This window comes from Sphingobium sp. B8D3A, from assembly GCF_025961995.1.
Classification (GTDB): Bacteria; Pseudomonadota; Alphaproteobacteria; order Sphingomonadales; family Sphingomonadaceae; genus Sphingobium.
In genome coordinates this window covers 1,203,168-1,217,711 of record NZ_JAOQOS010000001.1, presented here as the reverse complement: position 1 = coordinate 1,217,711, position 14,544 = coordinate 1,203,168, and the positions used below count along the sequence as shown (strand labels likewise).

General features: G+C 61.9%; 20 protein-coding genes. 14 read left to right on the top strand and 6 right to left on the bottom strand.

Features of this window, described 5'->3' with window-relative positions:
• The first annotated feature begins 50 nt into the window (after window positions 1-50).
• Window positions 51-449: a hypothetical protein gene (locus M2342_RS05555; RefSeq protein WP_264578358.1), complete on the top strand. Its 399-nt coding sequence runs from the start codon at window positions 51-53 to the stop codon at window positions 447-449.
• A gap of 388 nt (window positions 450-837) precedes the next feature.
• Window positions 838-2,361, top strand: a complete 1,524-nt coding sequence (locus tag M2342_RS05550; RefSeq protein ID WP_264578357.1) for a virulence-associated E family protein — start codon at window positions 838-840, stop codon at window positions 2,359-2,361.
• A gap of 40 nt (window positions 2,362-2,401) precedes the next feature.
• On the opposite strand, the gene M2342_RS05545 is transcribed toward M2342_RS05550, so the two are convergent.
• On the bottom strand, window positions 2,402-2,572 hold the full coding sequence (locus M2342_RS05545) for a hypothetical protein (RefSeq protein ID WP_264578356.1): 171 nt from the start codon (window positions 2,570-2,572) through the stop codon (window positions 2,402-2,404).
• Complete coding sequence (locus M2342_RS05540) at window positions 2,565-3,164, bottom strand: DUF6338 family protein (protein ID WP_264578355.1); 600 nt, start codon at window positions 3,162-3,164, stop codon at window positions 2,565-2,567. Before M2342_RS05540 ends, M2342_RS05545 begins: the two co-directional genes overlap by 8 nt.
• A 138-nt stretch (window positions 3,165-3,302) precedes the next feature.
• Between M2342_RS05540 and M2342_RS05535 the strand changes: the two genes are divergently transcribed.
• The 3 genes from M2342_RS05535 (at window position 3,303) to M2342_RS17050 (ending at window position 4,778) form a co-directional block, all read left to right on the top strand.
• Window positions 3,303-3,872, top strand: coding sequence for a hypothetical protein (locus M2342_RS05535; RefSeq protein WP_264578354.1), 570 nt, complete (start codon window positions 3,303-3,305; stop codon window positions 3,870-3,872).
• The gene (locus M2342_RS05530) at window positions 3,869-4,027 is read left to right on the top strand and encodes a hypothetical protein (RefSeq protein WP_264578353.1); all 159 of its coding nucleotides are present in this window, start codon (window positions 3,869-3,871) and stop codon (window positions 4,025-4,027) included. The genes M2342_RS05535 and M2342_RS05530 overlap by 4 nt, the downstream gene beginning before the upstream one ends.
• 559 nt (window positions 4,028-4,586) lie before the next feature.
• Window positions 4,587-4,778, top strand: a complete 192-nt coding sequence (locus M2342_RS17050; RefSeq protein WP_264588527.1) for a DUF6771 family protein — start codon at window positions 4,587-4,589, stop codon at window positions 4,776-4,778.
• 178 nt (window positions 4,779-4,956) lie between these two features.
• Here the strand turns inward: M2342_RS17050 and M2342_RS05525 are convergent, their stop codons facing one another.
• Window positions 4,957-5,457: a hypothetical protein gene (locus M2342_RS05525; RefSeq protein WP_264578352.1), complete on the bottom strand. Its 501-nt coding sequence runs from the start codon at window positions 5,455-5,457 to the stop codon at window positions 4,957-4,959.
• A 403-nt stretch (window positions 5,458-5,860) separates the two neighbouring features.
• On the opposite strand from M2342_RS05525, the gene M2342_RS05520 reads away from it, so the two are divergent.
• Window positions 5,861-6,304: a hypothetical protein gene (locus M2342_RS05520; RefSeq protein ID WP_264578351.1), complete on the top strand. Its 444-nt coding sequence runs from the start codon at window positions 5,861-5,863 to the stop codon at window positions 6,302-6,304.
• A gap of 54 nt (window positions 6,305-6,358) precedes the next feature.
• Here the strand turns inward: M2342_RS05520 and M2342_RS05515 are convergent, their stop codons facing one another.
• On the bottom strand, window positions 6,359-6,961 hold the full coding sequence (locus M2342_RS05515; protein WP_264578350.1) for a glycosyltransferase: 603 nt from the start codon (window positions 6,959-6,961) through the stop codon (window positions 6,359-6,361).
• 221 nt (window positions 6,962-7,182) lie between these two features.
• Between M2342_RS05515 and M2342_RS05510 the strand changes: the two genes are divergently transcribed.
• From M2342_RS05510 to M2342_RS05475, 8 genes are all read left to right on the top strand, one after another.
• Entirely contained in the window at window positions 7,183-7,833 is a 651-nt protein-coding gene (locus tag M2342_RS05510) for a nicotinate-nucleotide adenylyltransferase (RefSeq protein ID WP_264578349.1), read from the top strand.
• Window positions 7,834-7,853: 20 nt separating this feature from the next.
• The gene (gene rsfS, locus M2342_RS05505; RefSeq protein WP_181561330.1) at window positions 7,854-8,255 is read left to right on the top strand and encodes a ribosome silencing factor; all 402 of its coding nucleotides are present in this window, start codon (window positions 7,854-7,856) and stop codon (window positions 8,253-8,255) included.
• A 28-nt stretch (window positions 8,256-8,283) separates the two neighbouring features.
• Complete coding sequence (locus tag M2342_RS05500) at window positions 8,284-8,709, top strand: 23S rRNA (pseudouridine(1915)-N(3))-methyltransferase RlmH (protein ID WP_264569638.1); 426 nt, start codon at window positions 8,284-8,286, stop codon at window positions 8,707-8,709.
• A gap of 6 nt (window positions 8,710-8,715) precedes the next feature.
• A complete protein-coding gene (locus M2342_RS05495; protein ID WP_264578348.1) occupies window positions 8,716-9,993 on the top strand; it encodes a murein hydrolase activator EnvC family protein in 1,278 nt (425 codons plus the stop codon).
• A gap of 108 nt (window positions 9,994-10,101) precedes the next feature.
• Window positions 10,102-11,451 carry a S41 family peptidase gene (locus tag M2342_RS05490; RefSeq protein ID WP_264578347.1) on the top strand — a complete coding sequence of 450 codons (1,350 nt, stop codon included), beginning with the start codon at window positions 10,102-10,104 and terminating at the stop codon, window positions 11,449-11,451.
• An 8-nt stretch (window positions 11,452-11,459) separates the two neighbouring features.
• Entirely contained in the window at window positions 11,460-11,951 is a 492-nt protein-coding gene (locus tag M2342_RS05485; RefSeq protein ID WP_264578346.1) for a disulfide bond formation protein B, read from the top strand.
• On the top strand, window positions 11,948-12,499 hold the full coding sequence (locus tag M2342_RS05480; protein WP_264576392.1) for a demethoxyubiquinone hydroxylase family protein: 552 nt from the start codon (window positions 11,948-11,950) through the stop codon (window positions 12,497-12,499). Before M2342_RS05485 ends, M2342_RS05480 begins: the two co-directional genes overlap by 4 nt.
• Window positions 12,500-12,513: 14 nt before the next feature.
• Complete coding sequence (locus M2342_RS05475) at window positions 12,514-13,086, top strand: hypothetical protein (RefSeq protein ID WP_264578345.1); 573 nt, start codon at window positions 12,514-12,516, stop codon at window positions 13,084-13,086.
• Between the two features lie 12 nt (window positions 13,087-13,098).
• On the opposite strand, the gene M2342_RS05470 is transcribed toward M2342_RS05475, so the two are convergent.
• Window positions 13,099-13,650: a DUF2141 domain-containing protein gene (locus M2342_RS05470; protein ID WP_264578344.1), complete on the bottom strand. Its 552-nt coding sequence runs from the start codon at window positions 13,648-13,650 to the stop codon at window positions 13,099-13,101.
• Entirely contained in the window at window positions 13,647-14,432 is a 786-nt protein-coding gene (locus tag M2342_RS05465; protein ID WP_264578343.1) for a sterol desaturase family protein, read from the bottom strand. The genes M2342_RS05470 and M2342_RS05465 overlap by 4 nt, the downstream gene beginning before the upstream one ends.
• Between the last annotated feature and the right edge of the window lie 112 nt (window positions 14,433-14,544).

Genomic DNA, 14,544 nt, shown 5'->3' with positions numbered 1-14,544 from the left:
TTCGAGTCGCTAGCTCGACCACCCTCCTTCTTTTAAGAAGGAGTTATATCATGATCAATGGACTAGTTCTTGAGCCTGACGGTGTGCAGTGGATGCAGTTCACCGAATGGTCCAGCGCGAATATGCATCGAGCCGGCGCGCTAACATATGGCATCGAAGTTGGCGGATGCTCGGAGATGGCTGTTTCGTGGTCGGCTGCTGCTGAACCAGTTATCCACTCTTTGACGACACCCAGCGAGGCTGACGAAATGACGATCCGTGCGGCCATCTCATTCGTCCACGACGCTCAGTTAGACGCGGTCTGGAAGATTTACGGCGATAGGCACGACAAGTCAGAGCCTACGCTCATTATGTTTGTTTGCTGCCGCTTTACCTCTGAGTTTATTCAGGACGGTATCAAGAAAGCATTGTTGCGACATGCGCAGCAGGGGGCGAGTTTGCCGCAGTAAAAATGACTGGGTGTAGGTAGTGTAGGTAATGTAGGATAATTGGGTGATCTATCTTACAAATAATCGAGAATTATTTTTCTATTATTTTTCGTTAGATCTCCAAAAAATCCTACACTACCTACACCCTAGCCGGAGACGCCCGGAAAAATGCGAAAAATCGGGTGTAGGATTGGGTGTAGGGTGGCGAAAAAATGCTGCACCCTGGCCGGAAAAAATTCAATAATGACGTGGATTTTCGGCCTGTCGTATAAATACATGTGAAGCAACAGACCTGAAAGCTGTCGCTTTGACAGCGGTCTGTATGCTCTTGCTCAAGTAAGTAAAGTCATTTTGCCCGCTGTGCGATTTCAGGTCCGCACAGCGGGCTTTACTTTACATGGAGCATATCATGAAAACAGAAGATGGCGGAAAGCCACAGCTAACATTGGTCGACAACTCGGGAGCGGTTGAGCGCGACTATCCAAATTTCATCGTGGAGATGATCCAGACGCTATCAACGCGCCGGGCGAAGGGCGAAAGCATCCAGCCCATGGAAGTCCTGCGCCACCTCGACACCAGTGAGGACAACAGCGCCATCAAGGAATGGATGGCGAACAACGATGTCGTGACGAAGGCACGCTTCGACAAGCTGCTTGAAAAGGTCGCGCGGGAGGAGCGCTTGCAGCGCGAGCTGGGCTTTGTGCCTACCGATGCGGTTGATTTTGTTCAGCGCTACACAGCCCAGCAGAATGTCACGCTCACACCACTCGGCCAGATCAAGCGCAGCGTCACATATGCAGTGGGCGACACCACAATCGACGCGACAAACTGCGACGAGGTTGATGGCGCCAGGTTGATCTACGACATAGCCGCGAGCGAAGGCAACGACACTGCTACTCTATCCCGAGAGATGCGCTTGGTCGTTGCACGGCTCAACCTCGGATACCGTGACACGGTTCTCGCGGACGCATTCTCGGCGTGGCAGGCACAGTTGCTACGTGAAGCAAAGATCGCGGTGTTCACCAGCATCGCGTTCGAGAAAGGCACAGCCACCGGCAAGCGCGGCAGGGAAATGTGGGAAACGGTTGAACGGGCCTGCTTCGACGTGTCCGCTACGCAACCTGGCTTCGCGGTCGCCGTTCTCAAAAAGTTCATTTGGCAGGTGAAGCGCAAAGCTCGCAATCTGCCAGTTACCAACCACCTCATGCCAGTGATCACCGGTCCACAAGGTCTCGGCAAGTCTGAGTTCGTGAAGGCAATGTGCGCACCCCTTGAAGACCTCATGCGCAGCGTAGACTTCAACCTACTCTGTGATGGCAAAACGATGGATGTCTGGTCTTCTCCGGTGCTGTTCCTCGACGAAATGGGTTTCGTCGGCAGGCAGTCCATGGACCAGATCAAGAATCTCATTACAACGCCTCAAGTGACCATCCGAGCGATGCGCCAGAACGAAGCGGTGATGCTGCCCAACAAGGCGACGCTCATCGGCTGCACCAATCGCAGTCTCGGCGAGCTTATCCGTGATGACACTGGCGTGCGCAGGTTTGCTGAGCTTGAATGGTCGCGCACGCCAAACTGGGAAGCGAGCAACGCGGTTGACTGGATGTTGCTATGGCAAAGCGTGGACGAGCTTGGTGAAGACCCGATGATGGGCGCCGGAATGATGGGAGCTCTACGCACTCAGCAGGAAGAAAACCGCAACCAATCGTCGGTGGAGCAGTGGGCGCGATTGCACGGCAAAGATATCCAGACGTGGAAGTCCGGCAACGACATGCACGCCGATTTTCGCGAGTGGGAAAAGGACGCGTTCCCAATCGCAAACACCAACGTGTTGATGTTTGGTCGGCAGCTAACGCATCTCATCAGCACGGTGCCAGACTTCCCCATGCAGAAGCAGCGCACGAAATCGGGCGTGCAATATCGGGGCGCGTAAGCGGTAATCGCTAGGGCAGTTTCGCGCTGCCCTAGTGTCCTTAGCTCTTCTTATCAGGAGCTGGCTTGGACACAGCAGAACCAGTCGTTGGAGGCTTTCCGAGCGTGCCGGTCGGGCCTGTGTGACCGTTCTGAACCTTGCCCGGAGCAACGGTGTAGCCCTTTTCACCGACAGTCCAGCCGTCCTGCGCGAAACCCTTCTTCTCAGTCATTCGGACCTCCCTGAATGAATTCGACCATGCTGATCGTGCCACCACAGATAAGGATGGACCGCGGCGGATCAACGACCTGCCAGCCACCATCGGTCACGGTCCACATTTGATTGATAAAGACATCACGATCACCGGACGTGGACGATGCAAACGAACCTTCGACCCAAGCTCCGGCAATTTCCGAACCATCGGTTAGATGCACCAGCACAAAAGCAGGCGATCCTCTTCTGAAGGTGTAGTCCCAAGCGGTCGGTGTATGATGAACCGGTCGCAAACCCGCTTTGGTAGCGAGCGCATAGAACCGTTCCGACTGATCAAAAAATACGAGCAAGACCCCGACGATCAGCGGCAGCACGAAGTATAGCAGCAGTTGCCAGAGCCATGCTGGCAGCACGATCCAGCCTTCGGCATGAAAAAGCGGATATGACGCGGCGCTGTAGGCGATAGAGACCAGAGCGTAGCTGATGAGTTTGTCAGCGATCTCGGGCTGGCTTACGTCACGGAACCGAGAGCGAACCCACAGAATGACGATGCCAGGCGCGAGCAGCCCAGTGAGCTTCGCGATCTCGCTTGCAGAGGGAATGTCCGGCACAGGTGTCCTTTCACATCGATCTTACTCGAATGGGCGACATCTAGGAAGATTGCTTCGGAACCTGCAGCAGCCATCAAACCCGTAGTTCTACGGGGTTCTCGATAAATAGCATTGAGCATTCTCTAGGAGTTCAATGCCATGATCGAACCAATTATCAGCCGTTTCGCGTCAGCATCTCGCGACGCAACGGCAGACCTTATTTTCTCTGCACCTATCGCGGCAGCGGTCGGGGAGCATTCCTTCGGCGACGTTCTGCAAGCTCTTGCTGACCATGAGAGCGAAAGCGGCCAATCACACTATTTCAGCTTTAGCAAATGGAACGGGGGCCACAGCGACGATGCACATGACGGCGCAAGCTGCATAGCGCTCGAATACACCAAGCGATCATCTTCCCACGTTCGAGCGATCCTGATGGAGGCCGAATGGGCATTTTACACCTTCCCAACCAAAGCGAAGCGACGTGACACGGTCATGTTCGTGCTGCCGCTAGACGAGCATCTGAACGGTGTGGAGGCAATCCGGTCAAACTGTATTGTAGCAGCGCTGCTTTCAGTGCGTGGTCTCGTCCCCGCCTGCCATATGCATACTTACCTGTTCCGTTTCGCTCCCGGCGCCATCGTAGAGTTTATGGAAGGCACACAGTTCGGGAGGAACCTCCTCGAAGAGTTTTGCAGCCGAGCAGTCGACATCAGGGAGTTGCAAGCATGATCGGGCAGCCAATTCCCGACCACGAAGCACGCCAGATTCTCGTTGATGATCTTGCAGCAGTAGAGGCGAACGGCATCGTCGATCCGCTCAAAGACGCAATCAGCAAGGCTATTCGGCTTCTGGACGTTACAATAGCCGAGCATTCGAGAAGCTAGCGAGGTCGGCGCTGCTGTGTTAAAAAGCGCGGGGGAGAATGAGATGAAGCGTCTAGTATTCCTTGCCGTCGTGATGAGCATGGCCTGCGGTGCAGACGCCCGATCAGTTCGCGTGAAACCCTACTTCAAAAAGGATGGCACGTTCGTGCAGGGTCACATGCGGACTTCGCCCAATCGCACGCAGTATGACAACTGGTCCACCAGAGGGAATTTTAATCCTTACACAGGCCAGGAAGGTCGCAAAGACCCTTATCCCCTGCCAGTCTTCACACCTGCGCCAGTCTACCGGCAGTCAGCGCCTAACTACACCTACACTCCACCACCATCGTCGCGATCCGTTGCTATACCAAGCCGCTCTCCGACCGACGAGGAAGCGTTTGCGAACCTTTACCGAACGTGGCTTGAGCGAGAGCAGAGTAAGACACAGGACCCGACGCAGTTTGGTTATGTGTATCAGGAAGGCGAAATACCTCACGACGAGGAATATTAGCAGCGCAACCATCCTAGTGAGCAACAAAGGCCCTTGACCCGACTCGCTTGATGTTGCCATTTTGTTCTCATGGCACAGCCCAGCACATATGACTTCGCGAAAGCGCTTCTCTCGGCACCCGGTTGGGCGCGCGTCGGCTTAACAGCACCCCGCGACCAGCTTCGGGAAGCAGCCGCAAGGGAGCTGGCGCTTCAAATTCAGAGCGTCATCGACGGCGATGATGGCTTGCCCGATCCGCGTCAAACCAGTCTGCCGTTCTAATGCGCCCTCATGATCCAAAGGACGAAGAGCCGCTCGATCTCGGGTTGTTTGAAATGATGATGGACATGACGCCGGAAGAATGGGACGCACCTGTCACGGGGCAGGACGATGGCCGATCCCAAAGCATGAACGCTGCGCTCATCGGATCGAGCTATTCCGGGATGGGAAGTTGAAATAGCTAGATAAGCTTCCACCTGCGCTCGATGCGATCCATCTCATCAAGCAGGGCGTCGGCCATAACAGATCGGTCAGCGTCCTGATTGAGCAATCTTGCTGCAAACGTTTTGGACAGGTGGGGCCGTATCCGAGCATAGCCACCATCAGCTTGCATAAACGCCAGTAGCGTGCGGTCATCAGTCGATTGCGAATACCCGCGCGACAGCGCCCGTCCCACGCCGACGATAAAGCTCCGCTTCCTCGCAAGTTCGGCCTTCGCTTTCAGCTTCAACTCTGCTTCTGCTGCGCTGCCTTCGTGGGTCCAGATAATCCCACCGATCCAAGCACCAAAGATCAAGAGAGCGCCGACTGCAATCCATGGATTTTGCAGCGCTATGATGATCGAGGCGGTTACAGCAGCAATCCTGTTAGCTAAGCCCGCCCACACGCCAGCGGCCGGAATTATTAATCCAAGCGCAGCGAACGGGAAGTAGGTGAGGAATTTATTCGCTAGCCCCTTCATGCAGCCGTTATTGCTCGCACGGGGAAGGCTTGCAAGCCGAGTAAAACCGCCCGAAGCAGAGCCGTTCAATTAAATGTTTGCGCCCATTGATAAACGTCATGCCCACGACATTTAAGCCATACAGCCCGCAAACGATGCGCCCCGAAAGCCGCCATTCGCAGTTTTCTGCGACATTTTCGGTGTTACAACCGTAACCACTTGCTCCGCAGTCGTCGATGAAAGATGGTTAACGGTGCAGAGCAGAATGGCAGAAAATGAGGCCGAGACCTCAAAAGCGGACTTTCCGGACACGACGACTTTGCGGACATTGTTAGTGTCGATACTGTTCGCCGAAAGCTGCCGTTGACGATGATTTCCGTGTATTTGTAATGCTAGGCTCATCAGACTTATTGGGGGACGTGGCTTGGGAACGGATAGCAGCATTCGACATGGATTTTGTCTTCCACTTCTGCTGCTTTTTGCATCTTCTTGCGGGAATGGGGCGGTCCCGATCATCGAGATGCATTTCGGCACCACGGAATGGGTTTGGAACAGCTGGCGCCCAGCAAGTGACTATCCAGCAAGTGACTATATCGCCGATTTCCACAGGAAAATCCCGGCTGCTGCAAAAAGGTGCGGAGTAACCTTGTTGGGTGCCAATGGAGGCATAACCGATGGGGGTGAAGCCGCATATTTCCTGCCGCGACAAAGCCCGGATGCTGCTCAGGCCTGTTTAAAACGCCATCTTCCACAAGGACATTTCGGGTTGATCAAGCGAGATGAATGGGAGAACCGGACAAATACGGACCCGAGCTTTCCCGTTGCTTTAAGCTCAATTCCTCAATCGGTTGAATTGCCGCTTCCCTAACGGCAGCTACGGCCTCCGTTTGATAAAAAGCCGCCAGTTCCCTAACCCCGACATTTAAGCCTTACTGCCCGCAAATTGTGCGCCTTGAAAGCGGACATTCGCAGTTTCCTGCGACTTCTTCGCTGTTACAACCGTAACCACTTGCTCGGCATCGTGCAGCACCACCGTGAGCACCCGGCGCTCCTGCTCGGCTTCCCAGCGTTGCATGGCGACCCACAGCTGGTTCAGGCAATCGGCCTTGGTGGTGGGACCGGGCCGATCATTGACCACCAAGGTCACGCGCCCGCCGCCCCGCTCGGTGATCAGCGTGCAGACCGCCCACAAGGTCGCCGGATCATTGGGATAGGCGCCGACGAAAATCTGCACGTCCTCGCCGGCCCATTTGTCGAGGCAGCCGGTGAGCATGGGACGGATCACGTCCGACTCGTCCCAGGCAGGAATGAACACCGCGATCGGCCCCGCAGAGCCAGCGGGCGGCAAATCGCATGACGTCATCCGCGCCACCCGGCTGTAGACGGTCAGCGACCGCCAGCCGCGCCGCGCCAGATAGATGAGGTCGATGGCCAGATCGTCCAGCCCACCGATGATAAGCCCCAAAGCTGCAAACAAGAGAAGCTCGCCGCACAGCAGCTCGCTCAAAGCGAGTGTCCCACCCATCTCCCCCCCCCGAGTCGACACCGCGCTCCCCTGCGCTGCCGAGCGATTTATTGAGCATAATGAGGGACCTGGAGCAATGATGCTTTTCGCGGCGTTAACGTTTCCCCGGATCATCCTGGCCATTGCCGGTTTGACCTGATCCCGCCCGGCCTCTAGCGACAGGCCATGAGCTGTTGCGCGCCCGCCCCTGACCAGCCGCAGACCTGCGGGAGCCAGGCCGCGTGACGCGGGGCAAGCGCACGCCGGTCGGCTTGCTCGGCGGATCGTTCAACCCCGCCCATGGGGGCCATCGCGCCATCTCCTTGTTCGCGCACGCCGCACTAGGGCTGGATGACGTCTGGTGGCTGGTCTCGCCGGGCAATCCGCTCAAGCAGCGCGCCGGCATGGCACCGCTGAACGCGCGCGTCGCCAGCGGCAAGGCGGCCGCCCGCCGCGCGCCCATCCGCGTCACCGCCATCGAGCGGGAGATGCACACTCGCTACACGCTCGACACGCTGCGCCGGCTGACGCGCCGCTACCCGCACCGCCGGTTCATCTGGCTGATGGGCGAGGACAATCTGGCCCAGTTCCACCAGTGGAAAGGGTGGCGCGATATTGCGCGAACAACGGCCATTGCTGTTATCGCCCGACCCGGCTATAGTCGGGCGGCTGTAGGCTCACCGGCCATGGCCTGGTTGCGGCGTTTCGTCCGACCCGCCAGTCAGAGCAAAAGCTGGACGACATGGAGACTGCCGGCGCTCGTGCTTTTGCGCTTTCGCCCCGATCCCAGATCAGCCACGCTGCTTCGGCAGAAGGCGCCTCTTTGGCACCGTAGCTTTGCTGATGTTGCGCCGATCGACGGCGTGACCGGTCGCCGCATCCCACAGGAGTGACATTGCCCGACCCGTTACCCATGCCCGCCCGTCCTGCCCCCGCTGGAGGACTGTCCCAACCCGGCATCGATGCATCCTCGGATCGCCTCCTGGCGATCGTTCTGGAATCGCTGGACGATGATCAGGCGCAGGAAGTCGTGAGCATTCCGCTTGCCGGCAAGAGCAGCATTGCCGATCACATCGTGATCGCGTCGGGTCGTTCGTCCCGGCAGGTGGCCGCCATTGCCCAGAAGCTGGCCGAGCGGATCAAGCAGACGATGGGCCGCAATGTCCGCATCGAAGGCCTGCCCGTCGCCGACTGGGTGCTGATCGACGCGGGCGATGTCGTCGTCCATGTCTTCCGCCCGGAGGTCCGCAGCTTCTACAATCTCGAGCGCATGTGGGGCTTCTCGGACGCGCCGCTGGCCGCCGGCGAGGCCTGATCTCCTTCAAGCGCACCCCGGGGGCCGAATGCTGCTGCACATCGTCGCACGGGGACGCATCGGCCGCTCGCCAGAGGCCGATCTGGTCGAGCGCTATCTCAAGCGCGTGACGCTGCCCACCAAGGTCACCGAACTGCCGGATCGTGGCGGCAAGGCGCCGCCGCCCCTGCCCGCCCAGTCGGTCATGGTGATGCTCGATGAAACCGGCAAGCAGCTGACCTCCATGGCCTTTGCCGAACAGATCGGCCGCTGGCGGGACGACGGCGTGCGCGAGTGCCGCTTCATGATCGGCGCGGCGGACGGGTTCGAGACCGCAGACCGGGCCAGCGCGGACCTGCTGATCGCGTTCGGCGCGATGACCTGGCCGCACATGATGGCGCGGGCGATGCTGGCCGAACAGCTCTGGCGCGCCACCAGCATCCTCGCCAACCACCCCTATCACCGGGAGGGATGAGGCGTGGTGGCGGCGACCTGGACCCGACTGCCCCGGCCACTGGCCTCGCGACCATCCCTGCCTGTCATGCTGGCCACCGCTGCCCTGCTCGTCACCGCCATCGCGGCACCGCTGGCTCTCTCTGCCCAGCGCAATCCGGCGCCACAGGCCGCTCAGGCGGAGATCGCCCGACAGCAGGCCGCCCTGGCTCGCGCCCGCGCGCAGGGCGAGGAAGCCCGCAAGCGTGGCGAAGCCCTGGAAGCCCGCGCCCGCGCTTCCTCCGCCGCAGCCGACAAAACCCGCAACGAAATTGCGGCGCTCGCCGCCCGCATCCAGCAGAGCGAGGCAGATCTGCGCGCGGGCGAGGCGCGCATGGCGATCATCATCACGCGCCAGCGCGAGCAGCGGCGCCAACTCGCCACCCGCCAGCAGCCGATCGTGCGACTGACCGCCGCCCTGCAGCAACTGGCCCGGCGCTCGCCCGTGCTTGCACTGGTCGCCCCTGGCACGATTAGCGAGGCGGTGCATCGCCGCATCGCGCTCGCGCAGATATTGCCGACCATCACCGCCTCCACGCAGGATCTGCGGGGCGCCATTGCGCGCAGTGCCGATCTGCAGCGCAGCGCGCAGGCGGCGGCGCAGTCCCTCGTCCGCACCCGCGCCGGGCTGAAAACGCAGCAGGCCGCGCTCAGCACGCTTGAGCAGCGCCAGCGCGGCGCCTCCCGGCAGTTGCGCGCGGAGGCCAGCCTGCAGACCGAGCGCGCCCTCGCCATGGGCGAGCAGGCCCGCGATATCAGCGATCTGATGGACCGGATCGGCGATGCGGCGCAGGTGCAGGAGGCGTTGCTGCGCCTGCCCGGCCCGATGCCCCGGCCGGCCCGTCCGCAAAACAGCGCCGCCCCGGCGCCCGAGCGGCCGAGCGTCGCCGCAGGCCAGACCCCGGCGCCACCCTACCGCCTGCCCGCCATCGGCGACATCGTCACCGGCTTCGGGGAATTGAGCGCAGGCGGCGTGCGCGCGCGGGGCATCACCATGGCGACCGCAGCCGGGGCCGCGGTCATCGCGCCGGCGGCAGGGCGAGTCGCCTTTGCCGGGCCGTTTCGCGGCTATGGCAAGATCGTCATCCTGGAGCATCGCGGCGGCTGGACGAGCCTGCTGGCCGGGCTCGACCGGCTGAGCGTGGCGCCGGGAGACTCCCTGCGCCAGGGCGACCCGGTCGGCGCGACCGGCAGCGACCCGGCCCGCCTCATCATCGAGCTGCGCCAGCAGGACCGCGCTGTCGATATTGCTTCCCTTGTCCGCTAGCGCCGTTCAGCAGCGCGTAACGCTATCTTCGCTACGCTGGCGTGCGACCTAGGCAGAACCGTTGTTCCTGCTATAGGTCAGGACAGCATTTTTGTCGAAAGCGTCTCCATGGCCAATGCCCGCCGCACCCTGTTTCTCCGTTCCGCCGCGATCCTAGGCGCCATCGCGCTCATTCCCGCGTCGACCTCTGCCGTCACGGAGACCGAGGGTGAGACTTACAAACAGCTCGATCTGTTCATGGACGTGTTCCAGCGGGTGCGCGCCAATTATGTCGAGCAGGTCGATGATGCGACGCTGATCAAGGGCGCCATCGAGGGGATGCTCTCCAGTCTCGATCCGCACAGCGCCTATCTGGACGTCCGCTCCTTCGAGAATTTGCGCACCCAGACCGAGGGCAGCTATGGCGGCCTCGGCCTCTCCGTCACGATGGACGAAGGCGTGGTGAAGGTGATCGCGCCGACCGACGATACCCCCGCCGCGCGCGCGGGCATCAAGGCGGGCGACTATATCACGCACATCGACGGCAAGCTGATTTATGGCGGCACGCTCGATGAAGCAGTCGAGAAGATGCGCGGCGCGCCGAATACCAAGGTGAAGCTCACCATCGCCCGCGAGGGCCGCACCGAGCCGTTCGACGTGGAGTTGACGCGCGCGATCATCGATATCAAGCCGGTCAAATGGCAGGTGAAGGGCGATGTCGGCGTCATCAAGATCGTCAGTTTCTCCGCCGACACCGGGGCCGACGTGCAGAGCGCCATTCGCGGCATCGACAAGTCGCTCGGCCACAAGCCGATCGGCTATGTGCTGGATCTGCGTTCCAACCCCGGCGGGCTGCTGGATGAAGCCGTGCGCGTCTCCGACGCCTTCCTCGAGCGCGGCGAGATCGTCTCGCAGCGCGGCCGCCAGCGCGGCGACACCCGGCCTTATTATGCCCGGCCCGGCGATGATGCGCAGGGCCTGCCCGTCGTCGTGCTGATCGATGCGGGGTCGGCTTCCGCCTCCGAGATCGTGGCCGGCGCCCTGCAGGACCAGAAGCGCGCGCTCATCATGGGTGAGCGCAGCTTCGGCAAGGGCAGCGTGCAGACGCTGCTGCCGCTCTCGCAGGATACGGCGCTGCGGCTCACCACGGCGCGCTATTACACGCCATCGGGCCGCTCGGTGCAGGAAGGCGGCATCGAGCCGGATATTCTGGTGCCGCAGCTCTCCGACCCCGATTACGCCAAGCGGCCGAAATATCGCGAAAGCGACCTGCGCCGTCACCTCATCAACGAGGCCAAGCTGGATCGCTCGGAGCTGGAGGCGGACAGCAACCCCGATCCCCGCTTCACCGCGACGGCGGAGGATCTCAAGAAGCAGGGCGTTGAGGACTTCCAGCTCCATTACGCGCTGCAGACTCTCGGCCGCCTGAACGGGACGCCGCAAATGGCGGCAGCCCCGGCGACGAAGCCACGGCGGTAAACAGACCGATGTCGCGTGACGCCTCCCTGTCGCTCGCCCGGTTCGTGGCGGTGATGCTGCCGACCCTGTTGCTGGGCGGCGCGCTGCTCTCGCAGCATGTCGGCGGGTTGTTCCCGTGCGAAATGTGCATGTGGCAGCGCTGGCCGCATCTGGGTGCGATCATCGCCGCCCTTGCCGCGATTGCCCTGCGCCGTACCCCGCCGATGAGCGCGATGTTCACCATGCTCGCAGCGCTGGCCATCGCGACCAGCGGCGCCATCGGCGCATTTCATGCCGGCGTCGAATATGGCTGGTGGCAGGGCCTGACCAGTTGCACGGCGACCATGGACACGTCTTCCGGCCAGTCGATGCTGGATTCGATCATGTCGGCCACGCTGGTGCGCTGCGATGTCGCGCCCTGGTCGATGTTCGGCATTTCGCTCGCTGGCTATAATGCGATCCTCTCGCTCGGCGGCGCACTGCTGATCCTCATTCTGGTTCTCAAATGGAGCCGGTCATGACCGACAGCGCGCGCGTCTCGCCCCGTCCCGGCCAGCGCCGTGCCGATCGCGCCTCGATGTTGCGGGTCGATCAGGCCGGCGAATATGGCGCGGTGCGGATTTATGCCGGCCAGCTCGCCGTGCTGGGCGACCGTCACCCGATCAGCCGCGAGATTGCCGGCATGGCGGCGCAGGAAGAGCGCCACCGCGCGCATTTCGATGCGATGATGGTGGAGCGTGGCGTGCGCCCCACGCTGATGCAGCCCTTCTGGCATGTCGCCGGCTTCGCGCTCGGCGCCGCGACCGCGCTCATCGGCCCGCGCGCGGCGATGGCCTGCACCGCCGCCATCGAGACCGAGATCGACGATCATTACGGGCAGCAGCTCAAGGAGATCGGCGAGGACGACCCGGCGCTGACCGAAGCGATCACGGACTTCCAGGCCGAAGAAGTCGAGCATCGCGATGCCGCGATTGCCCATGGCGCAGAATCTGCGCCTGCCTATCCCTTGCTTTTCGGGGCAATCCGGCTTGGCTGCCGCGCTGCCATTGCCCTCTCGAAGCGGATTTAAGAAGGAACCTGTCGATGCGTGCCCTCGTCCTTGCACTCCCCCTCAGCCTCGCTCTTGCGGTCCCTGCTTTCGCGCAGGCCGCCCCGGCCGCTCCCGCTGCCGCCGCCGCCGCCGGGCCGGAGGATGTCGCGAAGGTAAAGCAGGTGTTCGTCTATGGCGAAGACCCCTGCCCGGCGAGCGAGGGCGACGAGATCGTCGTCTGTGCGCGGATGCCCGACAATGATCGCTACCGCATTCCCAAGGAACTGCGCACCGACCCCAACAGCCCGGCCGTGCAAAGCTGGGCCAATCGCGCCCGCTCGATCGAATATGTCGGCGCGTCCGGCACCGACAGTTGCTCGCCCACCGGCTCGGCTGGCTTCACCGGCTGCTTCACGCAGATCGCGCGTGCGGCGCGCGAGGAGCGCCAGAAGATGCTCGGTTCCGGCACCTGGGCCGATGCCGTCGCCAAGGCGCGCGAGGAGCGGCTCGGCAATCTCGATGCCGAATCCGCGCAGATCGAAGCGCAGGCCAAGGCCGATGAGGAAGCCGCGCGGCTCAAGGCGCAGCGTGAGGCCCAGCAGCAGGGCCCGACCGTCACGCCCTGATCGCGCGAGGCGTTACAGGAAATATTGCAGCTTCACCGCCGTCCGCTTCGCCGCGCCGGGGGTGACGGTGAGGACGACGGACTCAAAGCCCGGCGCGCCAAAGCGCAGCCGGGGGTTGCGCGAAAAGCCGACCCCCTCGCGCGGGATGCCCAGCATCGTGTCCAGCCGGCTGTTGCTGTTCTCATCGTGAAAGACGAGCAGCGCATAGTCGCCGGGCGGCACACGCGCGAAGAGAAGTTCGGCATGGTCGCCCGCCGCAACGCTGGCCGTGAGGGCGAGCGGGTCCTTCTCGCATTTGGGGAAATGGGAGCGGTCCTTGGTCAGGCAGGCGCGCAACATCCCGCGGCTCGACCGCAAGCCCTCGAACCGCACGTCGATCTGGCCCGTGGCTGGTGCAAGGCCCGCCGCCGCCGGAACGACCGCATCGGCGGTGCGGACGGTGGCCGCGCCATCCTCGCCCAGCGCCAGGGTCGGCGTGCCGAGCGAGAGCAGCAGGCCGGCCAACATCAGTGGCCGTGCGATACGACGCGCCAGACCAAGGTCGGCACCGTCAAAGAACATCATGCAGCATTATCCCTTGCCGGTGCGGGGTCATCATTGTGCGGCATGGTGGCGGAGCCTCCGGCCGGCGCCGGCGCGAACCGGGGGGACAGGCCGCGATCCGTGCCGCACAGCCGGTCCCACACGCGGAAATAGAGGCCGTAATTGCAGCGATATTGCTCATGATGCTTCTCATGGTGAGACGCGGTGATCAGCCAGCGCCCCGCCGGGCCGTTGACCAGCCAGCGCGGGAACATCTCCCAGCCCATATGATTGGTGACGCCCATGACAGTCATCACCGTTAGCACCACCCCCAGTGCCGCAACATGAATGGGAATAACGAAGACGAGAAACGGAATGACGACCGCGCCGGTCACCGCTTCCCACGGATGAAAGCTCATCGCTGCCCAGGCCGTGGGCGGCCGGCTGGCGTGATGCACCGCATGGGCGACGCGAAACCAGGCCGGGCGGTGGAGCAGCCGGTGCGTCCAGTAGAACCAGGTATCGTGCGCGGCGAGATAGAGCAGCACCGAGATCGGCAGATACCAGAGCGGGTAGGCATCGACATCGGTGTAGATCAGCGTCCAGCCGTGGCTCTGCCAGCCCCAAGCGACGATCCCTGCGGGCAGGCCGAAGATCAGCGCCGAAAGGAGCGACCAGCGGATTTCCGCGCCGATCTGCCGGCGCAGCCCGGCATAATGGCCGGGGCGTGTCATCCGGGTCGCCAGCGCGAACCCGCCACTGGAAAGCAGGTAACGCACCGCGATGATGCCGGACATCGCCAGAATGGACGCAAGGATCAGCATCGCGGGCTGCATGGCGATGCTATAGGGAGCCCCGCCTGCGAGGGAAACGATAATCGGTAAAGCGTTCGCGCCGGTCGCTCGCCAAGCGCAGGGATAAGTTCCCCCGCCCCTT

Excerpts from the sequence above, each read along its gene's own strand:
- M2342_RS05500 (WP_264569638.1), top strand. The coding sequence starts at position 8,284 with ATGCTGCTGCACATCGTCGCACGGGGACGCATCGGCCGCTCGCCAGAG.
- M2342_RS05465 (WP_264578343.1), bottom strand. The coding sequence starts at position 14,432 with ATGCTGATCCTTGCGTCCATTCTGGCGATGTCCGGCATCATCGCGGTG.
- M2342_RS05525 (WP_264578352.1), bottom strand. The coding sequence starts at position 5,457 with ATGAAGGGGCTAGCGAATAAATTCCTCACCTACTTCCCGTTCGCTGCG.
- M2342_RS05530 (WP_264578353.1), top strand. The coding sequence starts at position 3,869 with ATGATCGGGCAGCCAATTCCCGACCACGAAGCACGCCAGATTCTCGTT.
- M2342_RS17050 (WP_264588527.1), top strand. The coding sequence starts at position 4,587 with ATGGCACAGCCCAGCACATATGACTTCGCGAAAGCGCTTCTCTCGGCA.
- M2342_RS05470 (WP_264578344.1), bottom strand. The coding sequence starts at position 13,650 with ATGATGTTCTTTGACGGTGCCGACCTTGGTCTGGCGCGTCGTATCGCA.
- M2342_RS05555 (WP_264578358.1), top strand. The coding sequence starts at position 51 with ATGATCAATGGACTAGTTCTTGAGCCTGACGGTGTGCAGTGGATGCAG.
- M2342_RS05545 (WP_264578356.1), bottom strand. The coding sequence starts at position 2,572 with ATGACTGAGAAGAAGGGTTTCGCGCAGGACGGCTGGACTGTCGGTGAA.
- M2342_RS05535 (WP_264578354.1), top strand. The coding sequence starts at position 3,303 with ATGATCGAACCAATTATCAGCCGTTTCGCGTCAGCATCTCGCGACGCA.
- M2342_RS05550 (WP_264578357.1), top strand. The coding sequence starts at position 838 with ATGAAAACAGAAGATGGCGGAAAGCCACAGCTAACATTGGTCGACAAC.
- M2342_RS05490 (WP_264578347.1), top strand. The coding sequence starts at position 10,102 with ATGGCCAATGCCCGCCGCACCCTGTTTCTCCGTTCCGCCGCGATCCTA.
- rsfS (WP_181561330.1), top strand. The coding sequence starts at position 7,854 with ATGCCCGCCCGTCCTGCCCCCGCTGGAGGACTGTCCCAACCCGGCATC.
- M2342_RS05515 (WP_264578350.1), bottom strand. The coding sequence starts at position 6,961 with ATGGGTGGGACACTCGCTTTGAGCGAGCTGCTGTGCGGCGAGCTTCTC.
- M2342_RS05485 (WP_264578346.1), top strand. The coding sequence starts at position 11,460 with ATGTCGCGTGACGCCTCCCTGTCGCTCGCCCGGTTCGTGGCGGTGATG.
- M2342_RS05475 (WP_264578345.1), top strand. The coding sequence starts at position 12,514 with ATGCGTGCCCTCGTCCTTGCACTCCCCCTCAGCCTCGCTCTTGCGGTC.
- M2342_RS05480 (WP_264576392.1), top strand. The coding sequence starts at position 11,948 with ATGACCGACAGCGCGCGCGTCTCGCCCCGTCCCGGCCAGCGCCGTGCC.